Annotated in this window: 15 protein-coding genes and 1 riboswitch; of the genes, 10 read left to right on the plus strand and 5 right to left on the minus strand. The window is 37.6% G+C overall.

Going from position 1 to position 18,482, the window contains the following annotated elements; translation table 11 throughout:
- Positions 1 to 194: 194 nt before the first annotated feature.
- The 4 genes from JUJ52_RS11525 to JUJ52_RS11540 all read right to left on the minus strand — a co-directional run bounded on the left by JUJ52_RS11525 (position 195) and on the right by JUJ52_RS11540 (position 2,944).
- The gene (locus JUJ52_RS11525; RefSeq protein WP_121605793.1) at positions 195 to 620 is read right to left on the minus strand and encodes a threonine/serine exporter family protein; all 426 of its coding nucleotides are present in this window, start codon (positions 618 to 620) and stop codon (positions 195 to 197) included.
- 36 nt (positions 621 to 656) lie between these two features.
- The gene (locus JUJ52_RS11530) at positions 657 to 1,403 is read right to left on the minus strand and encodes a threonine/serine exporter family protein (protein ID WP_205389095.1); all 747 of its coding nucleotides are present in this window, start codon (positions 1,401 to 1,403) and stop codon (positions 657 to 659) included.
- A 76-nt stretch (positions 1,404 to 1,479) separates the two neighbouring features.
- Positions 1,480 to 2,181: a chitin disaccharide deacetylase gene (gene chbG / locus JUJ52_RS11535; RefSeq protein WP_121603937.1), complete on the minus strand. Its 702-nt coding sequence runs from the start codon at positions 2,179 to 2,181 to the stop codon at positions 1,480 to 1,482.
- A gap of 31 nt (positions 2,182 to 2,212) precedes the next feature.
- On the minus strand, positions 2,213 to 2,944 hold the full coding sequence (locus tag JUJ52_RS11540; RefSeq protein ID WP_166530682.1) for a GntR family transcriptional regulator: 732 nt from the start codon (positions 2,942 to 2,944) through the stop codon (positions 2,213 to 2,215).
- Between the two features lie 496 nt (positions 2,945 to 3,440).
- On the opposite strand from JUJ52_RS11540, the gene JUJ52_RS11545 reads away from it, so the two are divergent.
- The 7 genes from JUJ52_RS11545 (at position 3,441) to hprK (ending at position 10,016) form a co-directional block, all read left to right on the plus strand.
- Complete coding sequence (locus tag JUJ52_RS11545; RefSeq protein ID WP_026681752.1) at positions 3,441 to 4,757, plus strand: 6-phospho-beta-glucosidase; 1,317 nt, start codon at positions 3,441 to 3,443, stop codon at positions 4,755 to 4,757.
- Between the two features lies 1 nt (position 4,758).
- Complete coding sequence (locus JUJ52_RS11550; RefSeq protein WP_121603935.1) at positions 4,759 to 6,030, plus strand: PTS sugar transporter subunit IIC; 1,272 nt, start codon at positions 4,759 to 4,761, stop codon at positions 6,028 to 6,030.
- 4 nt (positions 6,031 to 6,034) lie between these two features.
- On the plus strand, positions 6,035 to 6,364 hold the full coding sequence (locus tag JUJ52_RS11555; protein WP_026681750.1) for a PTS lactose/cellobiose transporter subunit IIA: 330 nt from the start codon (positions 6,035 to 6,037) through the stop codon (positions 6,362 to 6,364).
- A gap of 4 nt (positions 6,365 to 6,368) precedes the next feature.
- Positions 6,369 to 6,671, plus strand: a complete 303-nt coding sequence (locus JUJ52_RS11560) for a PTS sugar transporter subunit IIB (protein WP_121603933.1) — start codon at positions 6,369 to 6,371, stop codon at positions 6,669 to 6,671.
- Between the two features lie 295 nt (positions 6,672 to 6,966).
- Positions 6,967 to 7,074, plus strand: a riboswitch (TPP riboswitch).
- Positions 7,075 to 7,225: 151 nt separating this feature from the next.
- On the plus strand, positions 7,226 to 8,047 hold the full coding sequence (locus JUJ52_RS11565) for a lipoate--protein ligase family protein (protein WP_026681748.1): 822 nt from the start codon (positions 7,226 to 7,228) through the stop codon (positions 8,045 to 8,047).
- On the plus strand, positions 8,040 to 8,984 hold the full coding sequence (gene lipA / locus JUJ52_RS11570) for a lipoyl synthase (RefSeq protein WP_026681747.1): 945 nt from the start codon (positions 8,040 to 8,042) through the stop codon (positions 8,982 to 8,984). Before JUJ52_RS11565 ends, lipA begins: the two co-directional genes overlap by 8 nt.
- Positions 8,985 to 9,089: 105 nt before the next feature.
- Entirely contained in the window at positions 9,090 to 10,016 is a 927-nt protein-coding gene (gene hprK, locus JUJ52_RS11575; RefSeq protein ID WP_166530678.1) for an HPr(Ser) kinase/phosphatase, read from the plus strand.
- A 590-nt stretch (positions 10,017 to 10,606) separates the two neighbouring features.
- On the opposite strand, the gene JUJ52_RS11580 is transcribed toward hprK, so the two are convergent.
- Positions 10,607 to 11,011: a hypothetical protein gene (locus tag JUJ52_RS11580; protein ID WP_026681745.1), complete on the minus strand. Its 405-nt coding sequence runs from the start codon at positions 11,009 to 11,011 to the stop codon at positions 10,607 to 10,609.
- A gap of 180 nt (positions 11,012 to 11,191) precedes the next feature.
- On the opposite strand from JUJ52_RS11580, the gene JUJ52_RS11585 reads away from it, so the two are divergent.
- From JUJ52_RS11585 to JUJ52_RS11595, 3 genes are all read left to right on the plus strand, one after another.
- Positions 11,192 to 12,277, plus strand: a complete 1,086-nt coding sequence (locus tag JUJ52_RS11585) for a glycosyltransferase family 4 protein (protein WP_026681744.1) — start codon at positions 11,192 to 11,194, stop codon at positions 12,275 to 12,277.
- 100 nt (positions 12,278 to 12,377) lie between these two features.
- Positions 12,378 to 13,784, plus strand: coding sequence for an NADP-dependent phosphogluconate dehydrogenase (gndA, locus tag JUJ52_RS11590; RefSeq protein WP_166530677.1), 1,407 nt, complete (start codon positions 12,378 to 12,380; stop codon positions 13,782 to 13,784).
- An 828-nt stretch (positions 13,785 to 14,612) separates the two neighbouring features.
- Positions 14,613 to 18,383 (plus strand): S8 family serine peptidase, encoded by a 3,771-nt coding sequence (locus JUJ52_RS11595; protein ID WP_226983561.1) that lies wholly within the window; start codon positions 14,613 to 14,615, stop codon positions 18,381 to 18,383.
- The last annotated feature ends 99 nt before the right edge of the window (positions 18,384 to 18,482 follow it).

An 18,482-nucleotide genomic window follows, 5' to 3' on the forward strand; every position in this document is an offset into this window, starting at 1 on the left:
GCGATAAACTGAAATAAATATGGATAAGTATGGGAACAACTGCCAGTAAATGTCCGATTGGTTCAAAGGCCTTTAGGCCATACCCCTGTGGTACTAACCATAAGTGGGGGATAAAACAGCCCCTCAACTGATTGAAGCTTCACTTATAAATCATTAACTTCCACTATCATATAAGTTAGAAATTAGAAAATCAACTATTCGAGACGGAACCAGCCCCAGGCTTTCTTAAAAATTTGATTAGCGACTTCAGAGAACATCAAGCCGATGGCAATAGCCCCGGCTAACAGCATCACTTTTGCTGAAAGTTGAACAGCGCTAAAATAATCATTTTCAACAAATTTTCGCATGGCATCATAAGCAATGCCTCCAGGCACGAGAGGGATTATTCCGGACACATTAAAAATAATTATTGGTGTCTTATATAATCTTGCACATAGATGACTTAATACAGCAACAAGCATGGAACCAAAGATAGTAGCAGGAACGGTATCAATTCCTTGATCAACCAAGATATAATAGACAATCCAGCCGAACATGCCGACAAGTCCACACTGGATTAAAGCTTGTCTGGGGGCATTAAAAAGAATACCAAATCCACTAGCAGCGATGAAGCTTGTCATTAGTTGAGCAAAGAGCAAGTTTATCTCCTCCTAATCCTACATAAAGGCAAATACGACAGCAACACCAGCACCGATTGCAAAGGCTGTTAATATTGCTTCAACGCCTTTTGAAACACCGGCTACTAAATGACCTGCCATCAAATCACGTACTGCATTTGTTATGTGTAACCCAGGTACAAGAGGCATTACGGCCCCGATAATAATCTTATCCATTAGCATGCCGAAATTCAGCTCGATAGCTATAAGTGCGAGAATGGCAATGATAAAAGAAGCTAGAAATTCGGCAATAAATCTTATCTCCACTAGCTTTTCAAACCAGATCATGGCAGCAAAGCCTCCTCCACCAGCAATAAAAGAAGGGATAAAATCACCCCATAATCCACCAAACATGATGGTGAAGCTACCGCTAACTAATGCAGCTGCTAGAATTTGCATCCAATATGGAAATGATTCACTGGCATGCTGAACGCCCTTTAGCAATAATAAAGCCTCTTTTACCTCAATAGATTGTTCGGCTATTTGTCGCGAAATACTGTTTACTTCAGTAATTTTATGGAGATCAGTTGAACGATTGGAGATTCTACGGAAATAGGTCGCTTCTCCTTCAGTAGAAAAATGAATACCTGTTGGTGTCGCATAGCTTTCCGCATTTTCTAATCCATAGGCAATTGCGATTCGATTCATTGTATCTTCCACTCGATAGGTTTCTGCACCACTCTCCAACATGATTTTTCCAGCAAGAATGCAGACTTTAGCTACAGAAGTAGGGTCATTGTTATACATAGGGTTCCCCCTTTCATAAGCATGTTACTAATATGTAATGATAGGAACGATTCGTCCAGAAGATAGGATGTTCGGCTTATTCTATTTTTTCCACCCAATCTGGTGCTTGTAAGGAGCATAATATCTTTAATTCTTCCTGTCTTTTATCTAAATAAGAACTTATATTTAATAAGTCGTTGTCGACCATCGCTGGATGCGTCATTATTTCAATACTTGATGCTTCAAGTGATTGGATTTGTGAGAATAAATCAGGGGTTATTCCTTCTCCATAGAAGTCTAACCAGATTTGTTCTGTTAATAATATATCTTTCTCATCTTTTAAGGAGTCAGTAACACGAACAGGGACCTGATAATCCTTTGCTAACTTCATGATTAAAGGTTTAAGTGGCTCCCAACCATGTACATGATGATGACTATCAATATGATGTAAAGGAAGACCCGTATTCAAAAAAGCTTCTATTTGGGAGCGCCATTCTAACTCCAATTCCTGTAAATTGGGCGGATTCATTTGTCGAAAACGACTACTAAATCTAAACGTACCATCCTCGTTTACAAGATCAGATATCTTGGAGCTTAATGGTTTCCCCCAAGTTAATACCAGATGGATTCCTACTTTTAAAGTTGGATGTGCTTTCGCTTGTTCTACTGCATAGTCTACAGCCAGCCCATTCATCATTAACGTTGTAGAATCAACTACCCCCTGCAAATGGGACTGTATAATGCCATCTGTTACTCCTTTTGTTAGACCATAATCATCCGCATTAAATAAAACCTTCATAAATATTTTCCCCCTCCATATTATTAAACTTTTATTCAGCTTCAAATGGGTAGTTACGTTCAATGACAAAATTTGTTTTATCTCCTCTAAAGTAAGAGCGAGAATATTCTACCTTCTCCCCTTTTTCATTTTCTGCAACGGTTTCAATATAAAAGCATGGTGAACCAGGTTCACAGTTTAAATGTGAAGAGGAGCGCTCATCAGCAAGTGCGATTTCTACATGTTCCGTTGTTTTTGCTATGTGGACGCTGAAATCCTCTTTTAAAGCTCCATAAAGCGAGGTCTCGGCTTGTTCCTTTGTAATTCCTGGTGCAACATTCCACGGAATGTAGGCGATCTCATATTGAGTCGGCTCAGTATTCGCTTTACGAACCCGCTCCACCCTTTGAATGGGGTCATTTAACGTAACATCTAACGATTGTTCTAGATATTCATTTGCCGGTACAACTTGAATACTAATCAACGTGATTTCTGCTTTTTTCCCTTGAATGGCAATCTGGTCGCTATATCGTTTTACGGTTTGGGATAATGTCTGTTTTACTTTCTGATCGGCGACAAAAGTTCCTCTGCCTTGATGACGCTCTAAGTAACCCTCAACAGTTAATTGATTGAGAGCAGTTCGAATAGTTGTTCTACTCACGCCAAAACCCTTACATAATTCTAGCTCTGTAGGTATCTTTTCTCCTCTCTTATATTTATTAGCTTTAATTCGATTCAGTAGTTCCTCTTTTATATAGGCATGTAATGATTGGTTCTTTTCCATTCGTGCACTCCCTTATCTATTTGATCTTTTTATCATGTTCATGGGTTAAAAGGAAATTTTCAATTCGTTAAAATTACGTGAAACTAAAATTATCTGGTTATATGTTGTAAAAAGCAAAAGACCTTTTTGCAGGATAATACATGAAGTACCCGGTTAGGTAATGTAGATGGTTGTCGATAGCCCGATAGTAATTGTACTGTCTACATGTATGCGTTATTAAAAATTCTTTTACTTGTAAATTTATTTAATTAAAGTGTACAAGATTACACATTTAATGACAATATTTTATAAATGTAATGACAATATAAAACAATTTTTTAATAATGTATGGACAATAAATAATTTGTATGATACATTTTTAATGGAGAAACGGAATAGGTATAAGTAACCAATAGTTAAGGAAGAAGTTTAGAGTTTTTTGGATCATTCCAGAAGACGCTTAATTTTTCATTATAATTAAAAGCGTTTTCAAAATTCATCAAAGGAGTTTATACAAATGACAGTAAAACTTGTAGTAGTTGGTGGTGGATCGAGTTATACACCTGAGATTATTGAAGGGATAATTCGTCGCCATGATTCATTCCCTGTTACAGATATTGTTCTAGTTGATATTGAAGCTGGGAAGGAAAAACTCGAGATTATCGGTAATCTGGCACAACGCATGATAGAAAAATCCAATAAACCTATTAATCTATCGTGGACATTAGATCGTAGAGAAGCACTTAAACAAGCTGACTTTGTTTCAACACAGATAAGAGTAGGAGGTTTAGCTGCTCGTTCAAAGGATGAACGAATCCCATTAAGTCACGGATTTATTGGTCAGGAAACAAATGGGGCTGGAGGAATATTTAAGGCCTTTCGTACCATACCAGTATTATTGGATTTGGCAAAAGATGTTCATGAAATTTGTCCCAATGCGTGGATTATAAACTTTACAAATCCTGCTGGAATCGTTACAGAAGCATTATTGAAACATTCACCACATAAGAAGGTTATTGGTGTTTGTAATATTCCATACAATATGCGTCATTCAACAGCAGAAATATTGGATGCCGATCCAAATGACGTATTAATTGAATTTATTGGGATGAACCATTTTGTTTTCGGTAAGAAGGTATATGTCAATGGAATAGATCGTACCAAAGAAGTTTTGGAGAAGTTAAGCGGCGATTTAGATTACTCACCTGCAAACATTGTTAATTTAGGCTGGTCGAAGACATTCATTGAAGCAACTGGACTTCTTCCTAATCCATATCATCAGTATTATTTCCAAACGAAAGAGGTTTTGGAAAAAGATGTGAAAGCATTTAAGGAAAATGGTACTAGGGCTGAGGTTGTGCAAAATTTGGAAACATCTTTATTTAACATCTATAGTAATCCATCATTATATGAAAAACCTAAGGAACTAGAAGAACGTGGTGGTGCTTTTTACAGTGACGTCGCTTGCAGTTTGATGGACTCTATATATAACAACAAACAGGATGTTCAGACTGTAAATACGATTAATAATGGGGCTATTCCAGATCTGCCTGAAGATGCAGTTATTGAAGTAAACTGCATGATTACAAATAATGGTCCAAAACCGATTTCTGTAGGTGCATTGCCACATACAGTGAAAGGCCATATTTATCAAATGAAGGCATTTGAAGAGTTAGTGATTCGGGCAAGTATATCTGGAGATTACAACGATGCATATACAGCAATGGTTATGAATCCACTTCTTGCAAACGAAAAAGGTAGTAAGGTTGTGCTTGATGAGTTATTAGAAGCACATAAATCATATTTACCACAATTTAAATCAAGGGGGAATTAGAATGAATAAGTTCATTGAAATTGCTGGTCGTATTGGATCACAACGTCATCTAGTAGCAGTGCGTGATGGATTCGTTGCGATTATGCCTTTAATTATTGTTGGTTCATTAGCAATCCTGATTAATAACTTTCCGCCATTTGGAAGTTTCAATTTCGTAGAATGGATGAATGGTATTTTTGGAGACGGTAATTGGCAGGCAGTTGGGGGAAGTATTTGGAATGGAACCTTTGCTGTATTGGGACTTTTAGTTTCGTTTTCTATCGCTTATAATTTAGCTAAGTCCTATGATGTTGATGGCTTATCAGCAGGTCTAATATCTGCTGGGGGCTTCATTATGCTCGTCCCATGGACTGAGGATGGTGGCTTGAATGCAGCATGGTTGGGGACACAAGGGTTATTCGTCGGAATTATTCTTGCATTAGTATTAACGGAATTATTCAGAATCTTAATAAAATCAAAAATGACAATTAAAATGCCAGAAGGTGTTCCTGAAGGAGTAACTCGTTCTTTTAAAGCTTTAATTCCTGCAGTAATTATACTCATCATTCTTGGTTTCTTCCAAGCATTGATGAATGTATTTGCAGAGCAAAGCGTGTTTGAGGTTATTTTCAATGTTATTCAAGAACCATTACAGGGGTTAGGGAATACGCTGCCTGCAGCAATGGTTGTCTCATTCCTCAATCATTTACTATGGTTCTTTGGTTTACATGGTACGAATATTATTGGATCCGTTATTGAACCATTATATTTACCATTAATTGAACAAAATTTAGATCTATTTAAGAGTGGAATGTCCGCATTTGAAGTACCAAATATTGTAACAAAGCCATTCCTTGACTCATTCGTGTTCATGGGTGGATCTGGTACCACAATTGCCTTATTAATTGCTATCTTTATTGTCATCCGTAGAGAAAAGAATCACCCTTATCGTCAAGTGGCAAAGTTATCTGCACCAGCAGGGTTATTTAACATTAACGAGCCAGTAATATTTGGTTTGCCAATTGTTTTGAATCCTGCAATGTTAATTCCTTTTATTTTGATACCGGTTACGTTAACTGTTACGTCATATATAGCATTGGCGACTGGGCTAGTTCCAAGAACAGTGGCGATCTTGCCGTGGACAACGCCACCAATTTTAAGCGGTTACTTAGTAACTGGAGGAAGCTGGCGTGGAATTGCTTTACAGGTATTTAATTTAACGCTTGCTGTACTTATGTATATACCGTTTATAATGGCAGGAGTTAGAACACTAAGACAACGAAAAGAGGGTTAATACAATGGAAACAACAGAGGATGTTCAAATGTTATCTTTCCAAATTATTTTACATGCTGGAAATGCAAGGTCACATGCGATGGAAGCAATTTCTCATGCAAAGGCATACCAGTTCAACGAGGCACGTCAAAAGATTGAAGCGGCTGATAAAGAATTTAATGACGCACACCATATGCAAACAAAACTCTTACAGGAAGAAGCAGATGGAAAACAAACGGATTTATCCGTAATATTGATCCATGCGCAGGATCATCTAATGACGGCTATGACAGTGAAAGACTTAGCGGTTGAAATGATAGACATGTATGAGAAAATACAAACATTGGAGGGATAATAAAATGAAAATTATACTAGTTTGTTCAGCGGGGATGTCAACGTCTATGCTTGTTAAAAAAATGAAGCAGGCAGCTGAGGAGCGGAATCTAGATGCAGAAATAAATGCAGTTGCTGAATCACAGTTAAAAAATGAATTAGATAATCTAGACGTTGTATTAATTGGTCCACAGGTTCGCTATTTAGAAAAGAAAATTAAAGAACAGGTTGAACCACATGGCATTGCCGTCGATGTAATCGATCAAATGGCATACGGCATGATACAAGGTGATAAAGTTTTAGATCAGGCAGTAGAGCTTGCAAAATAATTTCATACATGAAAGGAATAGCTGCCTGTTTTCTGAAACGATGGATTACAGCGCAGCTATTTTTTTATCGTCTAGGAAATAGTAAAATTTGCCAATGTGGAAAATAGGCGCGTTTTGGGCCGCGTCCAGCCCCAGCCCCCAGAACTAGGCGACATTCATGTTGTTTGGTCGTATAGCGTTTTAAAGGGATTTATTAGTCTGTTAAAGGTGAGCTATCAGAGTTTTCTTATTTAGACCTTTACAATTTATACCAATCTTGTTAAGCTGTTTTTGTTAGAAAATTTAATAGGAAATGTTACAGCACTAGGGGAGCTATTTGGAATAGCTGAGAAAGACGTATTCGTTTTGACCCTCTGTACCCGAACAGGATAATGCCTGCGTGGGAAAGTGTGGTCACCAAGGCTACATAAATGTTGACTGCATTCACAAGGAATGCAGTTTTTAATTTAATGTATAGCAAATCGTTCTCTGTTTTGCAGGTAGTCAGTCTAGTTTTGATCTCGATAGCTCTTTCTATGTGCTGGAAGTCGATTTCTTATTGGGAGGCGATTTTCATGCATGAACAATGGGGATTTTTAGAAAATGTACCACATGATGCTTCCATTAATATGGCATTAGATGAAGCCTTGCTTCATTGGCATTATGAAGGGAAAATACCGCCGACATTACGGTTTTATCGATGGATGAAACCGACACTTTCGATTGGTCATTTTCAAAAAGTAGATGGAAAAATTGACTTAGAAGGTGTACAAAAACATCAATGTCAGTTTGTACGCAGAATGACAGGTGGAAGTGCGGTATTGCATGATGATGAATTAACATACAGTATTGTTATTTCTGAGGATCATCCTATGATAGCTTCTTCGATTCGCCAAGCTTATTATGATTTGTCGAAAGGAATTCTAAAAGGTTATCAAAACTTAGGAATAGAAGCAACCTACGCTGAATCATTTTCCAAGGAGAGAAGTAGTATTTGCTTCGAGCGGCCTGCTTTTTATGAAATGGTTGCAGATGGTAAAAAACTCTCAGGAAATGCACAAACTAGAAAAAAAGGGGTACTGCTTCAGCATGGATCGATACCGATAACCATGAACATTGATTTGCTATTCGATCTATTTTTATTTCCTTCAGACAAATTGAAAGAAAGAAAAAAACAAGGCTTTTGGAAAAAAGCAACAACAATTAATCAGTTAACAAATCAAGCGCATTCGTACGAAACAATTAAACCTGCTTTTATGGAGGGGTTCTCGAAAGGACTAAACATTAAGCTAGAGCCTTTTTCATTAACGAAAAGTCAATGGGATGAAGTATATAAACTTGCTGAAACAAACTATTCTGATGAGAACACGAGAAAAGGAGCGGTCACCCATGCCTAAAGATCAGACGTATATTCGAAAGCCTGAATGGTTAAAAACAAAGTTAAATACGAATAAATCATACAGAGGACTAAAAAAACTAATGCGTGATAATCGCTTAAACACTGTATGTGAAGAGGCACGTTGCCCGAATATTCATGAATGTTGGAGTGAAAGAAAAACAGCTACCTTTATGATTCTTGGAGATACATGTACACGAGGATGCCGTTTTTGTGCTGTAAAGACTGGACTGCCAAATGAACTGGATTGGGGAGAGCCAGAAAGAGTTGCGGATTCTGTTGTTGTAATGGGGCTTAGACATGTTGTTGTAACAGCAGTTGCTCGCGATGACTTAAACGATGGTGGTGCTGCAGTTTTTGCTGAAACTGTTCGAGCAGTACGAAGAAAAAATCCTGGCTGTACTATCGAAATTCTACCTTCTGATATGAAGGGTGACTATGATAGTCTGCATACACTTATGGATAGTGCTCCAGATATTTTTAACCATAATATTGAAACGGTAAGGAGATTAACAAAACGTGTACGTGCTAGAGCGATGTATGACCGTTCCTTGCAGCTACTTCAACGGGTAAAAGAAATTGCTCCAAACACACCAACAAAATCTAGTATTATGGTAGGTTTAGGAGAAGAAAAAGAGGAGATTATTCAAGCGATGGATGATCTGTTAGCACATCAGGTAGACATTGTAACAATTGGTCAATACTTACAACCAACTAAAAAACATTTAAATGTAGAGCGTTATTATCATCCTGATGAGTTTAAAGAGCTGAAGGAAATAGCTATTAATAAAGGCTTCAGGCATTGTGAGGCAGGTCCATTAGTTCGTTCTTCCTATCATGCAGATGAGCAAGTAACACAAGCTTCTGCACAGCGTCGAATTAATTATATGAAGGGCTATGAAAAACAGGAAAATAAGGAAGTCGACTTCACTTTTTAACTTCATCATGATACGTTATCATGAAACTTCTTGTATCTGTTTTTCGTAATAAGAATAGTCAAGAGATTCAGACCTATGAAGTGAATAGAAATGGAGCGTATACAGATGAATGCTGTAACAATAAAGCAACTAGCAAAGCAATTTAGTTTGGAAGTATTGGCAGGAAAAGACCAATTGAACCGAACGATAACAAAAGCTAGAACGCATCGGCCTGGATTGGAGTTTATTGGATACTTTGATTTCTTTCCGATGGAACACGTTCAAGTATTGGGAAGAAAAGAAATTACCTACTTACATCAATTATCACATGAGGAGCGGCAGCTACGTATCGGTAACATCGTAAACTATCATCCACCTTGTTTTATTGTTACATCAAATCAAGAGGGATTAACGTATTTGACTAGATTTTGCAAGCAAGAAGGTATTCCATTATTACGTACGAAGGAAGCGACATCTACATTTATGGATAAATATGATGCTTATATGGTAAAGGCATTAGCTCCTGAGACTGCTGTTCACGGTGTATGTGTTAATATTTTTGGACTTGGTATATTGATTCGTGGTAAATCTGGAATTGGTAAAAGCGAGATTGCCCATGCCTTAATTGGTCGAGGACATCGGCTTGTAGCAGATGATATGGTTGTCTTAAAAAAATTAGGACCAGAAACATTACTCGGTACACATAATGGTACAAATAAGGAATTTCTTGCACTACGAAGCATTGGGCTCTTAAATGTGGTAAGACTGTATGGTAGAAAGGCATTTCAAGAGGAAACTCGTATTGCTCTTGATATTGAGCTGGCAGCGTGGCAAAAGAATGAGTTAAATAATGAATTAGAAGTAGCTACGGAAACTAGTGATTATATGGGGGTAACAATTCCTCGTATTGAAATACAGCTACAGCCTGGTCGTGATGTTGTCGGCTTAATTGAAGCGGCAGCAAATAATTGGTATTTACAGCAGCAAGGATATAGTGCTGCGGAAGAATTTATTCAACGTTTAGATTCTGATCGGACAGAAACAGAAGAGTAAAAATAGATAGAAGTCCTTCTATCATAGAAGGATCAAGAGACTGAGACAAAAGAATGAAGAAACAATCAAAAAACGAACGATAATTGGTTGAAATTAATTATTGTTCGTTTTTTGATCAAAATTATTAATTCAGCACCTGAAATAAGCGAGACTCCAGCGGGAACAGTACGCGTCCGCAGATCCACTTGGTAAGGTGTTTTTCTTTACCAAGTTAGCTAAGGCCGGCCTGCGGAAAGCGCGTATATTTTCACGGTGCGGCGATGATACTCCTATTGATAACATGATTATTCGTATTTTGAGTAAAGAAGGTGTGCTTATTCCAGAAAACCATTACACGTCATGTGTGGGAAGTAGCGATAGAACAGGTTCAAAGGAACTGGATTTATAATCAAAGTAAGTGGATGTATCCGAATGAGAAAAGAGAAGTGAAACGTAGCTACGCAGATTCAGAAGAACTGCATGGGCTGCGTTATTGTCGTTTCCTCGGAAAGCGAGTGGTATTCCGTTCGCCTACGAAAAAAGTCTTGTAGAAAACACAAAAGGTTCTCTACAAGCTAAACCTCCTACCATATCAAGGAGGTTTTTATACGTTATGGAACCATTAAAAATAAAGAAATAACAGAAATAAGTGGGATGGCCATTGTTAACATTAGGCTGATCATCGAAAAGTTGTTTACAGCCGATTTGGAATTTTCCTCCACATCTACTTTTCTCTGCATAAAAATAAAGAAAGCAGCAAATAACATGAAAAACACAATAATTATTCCAGGGACATATAAAGTAGAAACATCAGAAACAGGGGCTAGTTTTGAAAAGCCGTATATAATGAGAATAATTGGAATGGCTTCGCTTATAGCTACACCTAACATCATATTTGTTTGTACTTTACCTTGCTGTCTAGGATCCTTTTTAAGCTTTTCAACGTTTATTTTAAATAGAATTAAAATGGGAAATACAGCGAATGCTGCTGCAGCGACAAAAACATAGGGAATCACTGTCTCATCCTCCTTACCTCTAGTAAAAATGCTAAAACCAGCTTACCATGTACTATGAAGTTCCACAATAAGATTTGCTAAAAACTGCTATTATTCGATATAATTTAAGCTGGTCTTATCTGAATTGAAAATAATTATAATCCAGCTAGGAAAGTCATCTAGGATACTTAGGAGAATTCTATGTTTAATTACTTGGATTTATGGATTGCGTTTTTAATAGCACTCTTAACTGCTTTTTTACTTACATATCCAGTGAAAAAATTTGCTATGTTTATTGGAGCTGTCGACTTACCGAATCATCGTAAAATACATACGAAGGTGACACCTCGTTTAGGTGGACTTGCTATATTTTTAGGAACGATAGCTGGGATGATTTATTTACATCCTATGCATCCACATTTACCAGAAATTGCTGCAGGTGCTGTTGTAATCATTCTTACAGGTGCTTTAGATGATCGGTTCAGCATTCGACCAGTTGTAAAGCTGACGGGCCAGCTAATTGCTGCTACATTTCTCGTATCTGCTGGGCTGATTATAGAAAGACTGACATTGCCATTTTTCGGTACTGTGGAGTTAGGTTTTATTAGCGTTTTTGTCACTGTAGTCTGGGTGGTAGGTATTACAAATGCAATCAATTTAATTGATGGCTTAGATGGGCTGGCAACGGGAGTTACGACAATCGCATTGATCAGCATATTTATTATGGCATTAATTGATGCGCAAGTTCTTGTAGCTTACATATGTGTAGTGTTGATAGGCAGTAATCTTGGCTTTCTTTATCATAATTTCTATCCAGCAAAGATTTATATGGGAGATACGGGATCTAATTTTCTTGGATATATGATTGCCGTAGTGTCGATGCTTGGTTTATTTAAAAATATTGCTCTATTCAGCTTTATTATTCCAATTATCGTTCTAGCAGTGCCGATTTTTGATACGTTATTTGCTATTGTTCGAAGAGCATATAATAAAGAGAATATAATGATGGCAGATAATAAGCATATACATTATCAACTGCTACACGCAGGCTATAGCCATCGCAAAACAGTGCTAATAATTTACGCATTTAGTGCCTTGTTTGGTGCAATGGCAATTTTATTTTCCAATGCGAGTATTACCACAGCCTTTGTTATTACTTTTTTTGTACTTATTCTCCTGCATGTATTTGCAGAAATGGCGGGTATTGTAATGGGGGGAAAGCGCCCAATGCTTGACTTATTACAGAGGCTATTCAAGAAGAGAAAAGTAGATAAAGATAATACGTAAATCATAAGCTTTTGTTATTTAAGCAAAGTTTACTATAATGGGATAGAATAAAGATAGAAATTCTTTACTGACATATAGATTAGAAAGGAATGGCATATATATGCAAAAACAGCAAATTGGTGTAATTGGGTTAGCGGTTATGGGAAAAAATCTTGCGCTAAATATTGAAAGCCGTGGGTACTCTGTTGCCGTATACAATCGCTCTGTAGATAAAACAGAAGCATTTTTAGAAGATGAAGCAACAGGAAAAAATTTCATAGGTGCGAAGACAATAGAGGAATTTGTGAATTCCCTTGAAAAGCCAAGAAAAATCTTGCTAATGGTAAAAGCAGGACCTGCTACAGACGCAACTATCGAATCATTGAAGCCTTATTTAGAAAAAGGTGACATTTTAATTGATGGTGGAAATACACTGTATGAAGATACGATTCGCAGAAATAAGGCACTTGAAGAAACAGGTATTCATTTTATTGGAACAGGCGTATCTGGTGGCGAAGAAGGTGCGCTAAAAGGTCCATCTATTATGCCTGGTGGACAAAAGGAAGCCTATGAGCTTGTGGCACCAATTTTTGAGGCGATTTCTGCTAAGGTAGACGGAGCAGCTTGTACGACATACATTGGTCCAGATGGTGCCGGGCACTATGTGAAAATGGTTCATAATGGTATTGAATATGGTGATATGCAACTAATTTCCGAGGCTTATTACATATTGAAGCATGTACTAGGGCTTAATGCAGATGAGCTTCATGAGGTTTTCTCTGAATGGAATAAAGGTGAATTGGACAGTTATCTAATTGAGATTACAGCTGATATTTTTACAAAGAAAGATGAAGATACCGGCCAACCACTAGTTGATGTTATTCTCGACACTGCTGGACAAAAAGGAACTGGTAAATGGACAAGTAAGAATGCATTGGATTTAGGTGTTCCACTTCCATTGATTACCGAGTCAGTGTTTGCTCGCTTTATTTCAGCAATGAAAGATGAACGTGTAAAAGCAAGTAAACAATTGCAAGGTCCTGATGTACCATTTGCAGGTGATAAACAAGCACTAATTGAAGCTGTTCGAAAAGCACTATATATGAGTAAAATCTGCTCTTATGCACAAGGGTTTGCTCAAATGCGTGCCCAATCCGACGAAAATGATTGGGGTTTACGCTATGGTGATATCGCCATGATATGGAGAGGTGGTTGCATCATTCGTGCGCACTTCTTGCAAAAAATTAAAGAAGCTTATGATCGTGAACCACAACTAGCTAATTTAATGCTCGATCCTTATTTTAAAGAAATTGTCGAAGGCTACCAAGGAGCTTTACGAGAAGTCGTAGCTACAGCTGTTAAGCATGGTATTGCTGTACCAGCATTTTCAAGTGCAATAGCTTATTATGATAGCTATCGTTCTGCAGATTTACCAGCTAATCTCTTACAGGCACAACGAGATTACTTTGGTGCTCACACCTATCAGAGAAAAGATAAAGAGGGCGTCTTCCATACGAATTGGCTATAAATAGATTACCCATTACGGGAATTATAAAGGATGATCAGCTGTCCATCAAACATGACTAATTATCAGAAAGTCTCTATATCCTGTGGACGATGCTTAGCTTGTTTGAGAACAAAAGTCATTCAGCTTTTCCGAAAAATCAATATGCCACACGGAAACATCACTGATAATTTCTCCCACGGCATAAAAGTAAATAAGAAACAATAAAAAGAACTAAAATGATGTACGGCACCCCAAAAGTTAGAGTGAAATCTATCTTTTGGGGTGTTTCTTTATGGCTTATATATAGTGCTCCATATAAATTAATGGTAGTAAGAGCATATCAAAAGGGTTATTTAGAATATGACATGTTGGCTAAGAAGTATGGAATAACAAGGAGTTCCCCATTTAAACGGGAAAAGAAGGGTGCATTTTTTCTCCGTGCAATGTACGGCTACCGAATCTTTCCTGCGGGAACAGCATGAGCCAGAAGCTTCATTTAGTAATGTTTTTTTCTTTACCAAGTTAGCTTGATAAGTGCCAACGTGAAGCGAGCCTATTTCAGGTTACGTCGTGGATTTCCTACTATATTAATAAAACCGTACAAGTCTATCTACCATTTGAATGTAGAAAAAGTAATAGAAACATGACAAAATATTGGAGGTTTATGTTGTTTTTTGTCGAATTACCAAGAATTTCTATAACTTTAACACTAGGACTTTTGATGCTGGCTTAATATTCGGAAATTTACTATGATTGTTAATATCTGAATATTAAGTCTTAGTTTATTCAGAGGAAGGAGGCTAGAGTCACGATTCTAGTAAACTACCAAATTAATAAGGGGGAGAATGTATGAAGGGGAAACCAATGCTAAAAAGGTCTTTTATCATCTTATTTGTGCTATTACTTGCATTCAGTAACTTTTCCACAGCTAGTGCAATGGGCCAATTATCTGGACAAACCAAGAAAAAAGCTGATTTAACATCAGAAAAATTGACAGAAACAGGAAATCCAGATAAAGAAGTACGTGTTATCGTTGAAGTGAAAGATAAGCCAGCTATTGAAGTGGCTACAAAAAAAGGCATAAAATTTAATAGTCTTGCAGAAAGCGAGAAAAAGAAACTGGAGATAGATGCCAAAGCAAAGCAAAAAACGATTAAATCAGAAATGAAGCAACAAAAAGTGGAAGCAAAATACTTACAAGAATTTACAACTGTCGTTAATGGCTTTAGTGCAGAGGTAAAACAGGGCGACCTCAAAAAAATAAAGGACATACCAAATGTAAAGAAGGTACACGTAGTTAATGAGTATGAACGCCCAATTGCTAAGCCTGAAATGAAATACAGTAAAGAATTAGTAGAAGCCCAACAGGCTTGGAGGGATTATGGCTATAAAGGAGAAGGTATGGTTGTCGGTATCATTGATACGGGCATCGATTCTACTCATCAAGACATGGTTTTATCAGATGCAGACACGGCTGCATTAACCGAAGAGGCAGTCAATGAAACCATTGATGAGGAAGGGTTACCTGGGAATTTTTATACCGATAAGGTTCCTTATGGCTATAACTATATGGATGAAAATGATGAAATTCGTGAGATACATGCAGAAGCAAATTATCACGGTATGCACGTTGCTGGTACAGTAGGTGCCAATGGTGATGAAGACAATGGTGGGGTGCTAGGAATTGCACCAGAAGCTCAGTTGTTAGCCTTAAAAGTATTCGGAAATGACCCAGAAATGCAATATACGTATGGTGATGTTTATGTGAAGGCTATTGATGATGCCATTAAATTAGGGGTAGACGCATTAAATATGAGCCTTGGGTCTACAGCAGGTTATGTTGATCCAGACTCACCAGAACAGCAAGCAGTTGCTCGTGCGGTAGATAATGGCGTATTAATGTCAATTTCTGCTGGGAACTCTGCTTTATTTGCCGATGGATATTTTTACCCGTATGCATCTAATCCTGATTATGGTTTAGTAGGATCACCTGGTGTTTCTTATGAATCTTTACAAGTTGCTTCCTATGAAAACACGTTTATGGAAGTAGACCAATTAGGTTATACCATTGATGGAGAAGCAGGCTCTGCAGCATTTTTGTCAGCTGGTCAGACAAGCCCGCCTGAGGATGGATCATCGTTTGAACTAGTTGATGCAGGACTAGGATATCCGGAAGACTTTGAAGGAAAAGATCTCTCAGGTAAATATGCACTCATTCAACGTGGAGAGCTTGCATTTACCGAAAAAGCATTAAATGCGCAAGAAGCAGGGGCTACTGGTGTTATTATTTATAATAATACAGATGGTGTTGTGAATATGGCTTCAGAGGCATCCATTACGATTCCGCAATTATTTATGTTGAAAAGTGATGGGGATCAACTTGCAGAAGCATTAGCAAATGGACAAGCTGTTTCAGTAGAATTCTCAGGAGAAACAACGACGATAGATAATCCAGATGCTGGGAAAATGAGTGCTTTTTCTTCCTGGGGTCTTACGCCGAATCTCGATTTTAAACCGGAAATTACAGCACCAGGTGGACAAATTTATTCTACATTAAATGATAATGAGTACGGATTAATGAGCGGAACTTCCATGGCTGCTCCTCATGTATCTGGTGGAAGTGCATTAGTTCTGCAACGTGTGGATGAGGAATTTGGTTATGAGCAAGCAGATCGTGTTAATCTCGCAAAAAATTTAATGATGAATACATCTGATCAAGTATATTTTGAAGAAGAACCTGTATCACCACGTCGACAAGGTTCAGGATTAATGCAACTCCATGCAGCATTATCAACACCAGTAGTTGTAACAGAAGCAGAAACCAATGAAGCTAAAGTTGCTTTAAAAGAAATTTCTGGTGATCAAGTATCATTTGAACTTACTGCACAAAACTTCAGTGATGAAGCGGTAACCTATGATGTTGAGGCAAATGTACAAACGGATACACCAGTTGATGGAGGTGGTGTGATTGTCACTGCACCAAATATGTTCCCATCAAATGATTTAGGTGACTTAGCAACAATTAATGGAGATCAAGACGCTACCATAGAAGTGCCAGCAAATGATTCAACAACCTTTACAGTAACTATTGATGTGAGTTCGGTAGATGATTCACTTGCAGAAATATTTACGAATGGATATTGGTTAGAAGGATTTGTTACGTTAACGGATCCAACAGATACGAACCCTGAATTAACTGTCCCATATGTAGGGTTCAAAGGTGAGTGGGATAATGCACCTATTTTTGATGAGCCTGTATGGGATGATGATTCCTTTTATGAAATGACTTCTGTCGTTACATCATTAGGTAAAGATGACTCAGGAGAAATGCAATATGGCTACCTTGGTGAAGATTTAGCTACAGGTGAAGTAGATCCTGAAAAGATTGCTTTCTCACCAAATGGTGATGGCGTGCAGGATGATGCATTAATGATGCTATCTTTCTTAAGGAACGCAAAAGATGCAAAATTCACGGTCTTAGATGAGGATGGCAAAAAAGTACGTACCATTAGATTAGAATCAGAATTAGTGAAAAACTATTATGATTCAGGTGCAGGTCCTTATTACTCTATTTCTGCTGATCGTGCATGGGATGGGAAAATAAAAGGAAAACCAGCTCCTGAGGGTAACTATTATCTACAAGCAGAGGGAGTCATTGATTATGAGGGTGCGGAATGGCAAACACTAAGACTTCCAGTAATATTAGATACTACTGCTCCAGAGGTAGAGGCATCTTATAGCTTTGATGAAGAGCTTCTCACCGTACATGCAGAAGATACGGAAGGTGGAAGTGGCGTAGCTTATTGGGATGTTCTTGTAAACGGAGAATCTGTATTGGAAGAACCATATGTAAATGGTGAAACAGAACATACGTTGACGGATGTAGATGAAGATGCAACGATTACAGTCGTAACGGCTGACTATGCAGGTAATGAAGTAGAAGCGGAAGCAGAAATGATAGAGCCTGATAAAACGGTTCCTGATCTTCACTTATTAACTCCAGAAATGAATAGTGCTGATGCAGATAAAGAAGTCGTATTCTCTGGGTATGTTACGGATGAGTCTGGTGTAAAAGAAGTAACCATTGACGGGGAAAAAGCAGAGCTTGTTTACAACGAGGAAGAAGAGCGTTACGATTTTTCAATGCCGGTATCTCATAAAAAAGATGGTTACTATTTTAAGCATATTAAGGCAGTAGATAATGTTGGAAATGAAACGGAAATAGGTAGAAGATACTTTGTTGATTCTTCGAAAGCAAAGTTAAAAATAAAAGGCAAAAAGAAAACGAAAGAAGATCATATTACATTAACTGCAAAAGTGAAAGATAATTTCGATGACATTAATTTATATGTTGATGGAGATCATGTTTATACACATGAACTATCTAAACCATACGGTAAGAAGAAATTTAATGAAGAGATTGAGGTAGAATTAGATTTAGAAGATGGAGAAAATGTCTTCGAGTTTAAAGTAGTTGATCTAGCAGGACATGAAACGGTTGAAACCTATACGGTAACTAAACGGACTGGAGATACAGATAGTGTGAAGGATAGCTTATTTGGACATCTCTTCGATAAACTGTGGTCCATATTCGGTAATTTTTGGGAAATCTTTGGTTAAACAATCACTAACTGATGCGTAAGTGAATGACAAACAATCGGGTTCTAATAATTCTAGAATCCGATTGTTTATTTTTATTCGTAAAAAGCCCCACTTCAA

Source organism: Virgibacillus sp. AGTR, from assembly GCF_016919725.2.
In the GTDB taxonomy this organism is placed as follows: domain Bacteria; phylum Bacillota; class Bacilli; order Bacillales; family Amphibacillaceae; genus Virgibacillus; species Virgibacillus salarius.

What these genes read in the sequence shown, in the direction of transcription:
- gndA (WP_166530677.1), top strand. Translation starts at nt 12,378, where the DNA reads ATGCAAAAACAGCAAATTGGTGTAATTGGGTTAGCGGTTATGGGAAAA.
- JUJ52_RS11585 (WP_026681744.1), top strand. Translation starts at nt 11,192, where the DNA reads ATGTTTAATTACTTGGATTTATGGATTGCGTTTTTAATAGCACTCTTA.
- hprK (WP_166530678.1), top strand. Translation starts at nt 9,090, where the DNA reads ATGAATGCTGTAACAATAAAGCAACTAGCAAAGCAATTTAGTTTGGAA.
- JUJ52_RS11530 (WP_205389095.1), bottom strand. Translation starts at nt 1,403, where the DNA reads ATGTATAACAATGACCCTACTTCTGTAGCTAAAGTCTGCATTCTTGCT.
- chbG (WP_121603937.1), bottom strand. Translation starts at nt 2,181, where the DNA reads ATGAAGGTTTTATTTAATGCGGATGATTATGGTCTAACAAAAGGAGTA.
- JUJ52_RS11565 (WP_026681748.1), top strand. Translation starts at nt 7,226, where the DNA reads ATGCATGAACAATGGGGATTTTTAGAAAATGTACCACATGATGCTTCC.
- JUJ52_RS11555 (WP_026681750.1), top strand. Translation starts at nt 6,035, where the DNA reads ATGGAAACAACAGAGGATGTTCAAATGTTATCTTTCCAAATTATTTTA.
- JUJ52_RS11540 (WP_166530682.1), bottom strand. Translation starts at nt 2,944, where the DNA reads ATGGAAAAGAACCAATCATTACATGCCTATATAAAAGAGGAACTACTG.
- JUJ52_RS11550 (WP_121603935.1), top strand. Translation starts at nt 4,759, where the DNA reads ATGAATAAGTTCATTGAAATTGCTGGTCGTATTGGATCACAACGTCAT.
- JUJ52_RS11560 (WP_121603933.1), top strand. Translation starts at nt 6,369, where the DNA reads ATGAAAATTATACTAGTTTGTTCAGCGGGGATGTCAACGTCTATGCTT.
- JUJ52_RS11595 (WP_226983561.1), top strand. Translation starts at nt 14,613, where the DNA reads ATGAAGGGGAAACCAATGCTAAAAAGGTCTTTTATCATCTTATTTGTG.
- lipA (WP_026681747.1), top strand. Translation starts at nt 8,040, where the DNA reads ATGCCTAAAGATCAGACGTATATTCGAAAGCCTGAATGGTTAAAAACA.
- JUJ52_RS11545 (WP_026681752.1), top strand. Translation starts at nt 3,441, where the DNA reads ATGACAGTAAAACTTGTAGTAGTTGGTGGTGGATCGAGTTATACACCT.
- JUJ52_RS11525 (WP_121605793.1), bottom strand. Translation starts at nt 620, where the DNA reads ATGACAAGCTTCATCGCTGCTAGTGGATTTGGTATTCTTTTTAATGCC.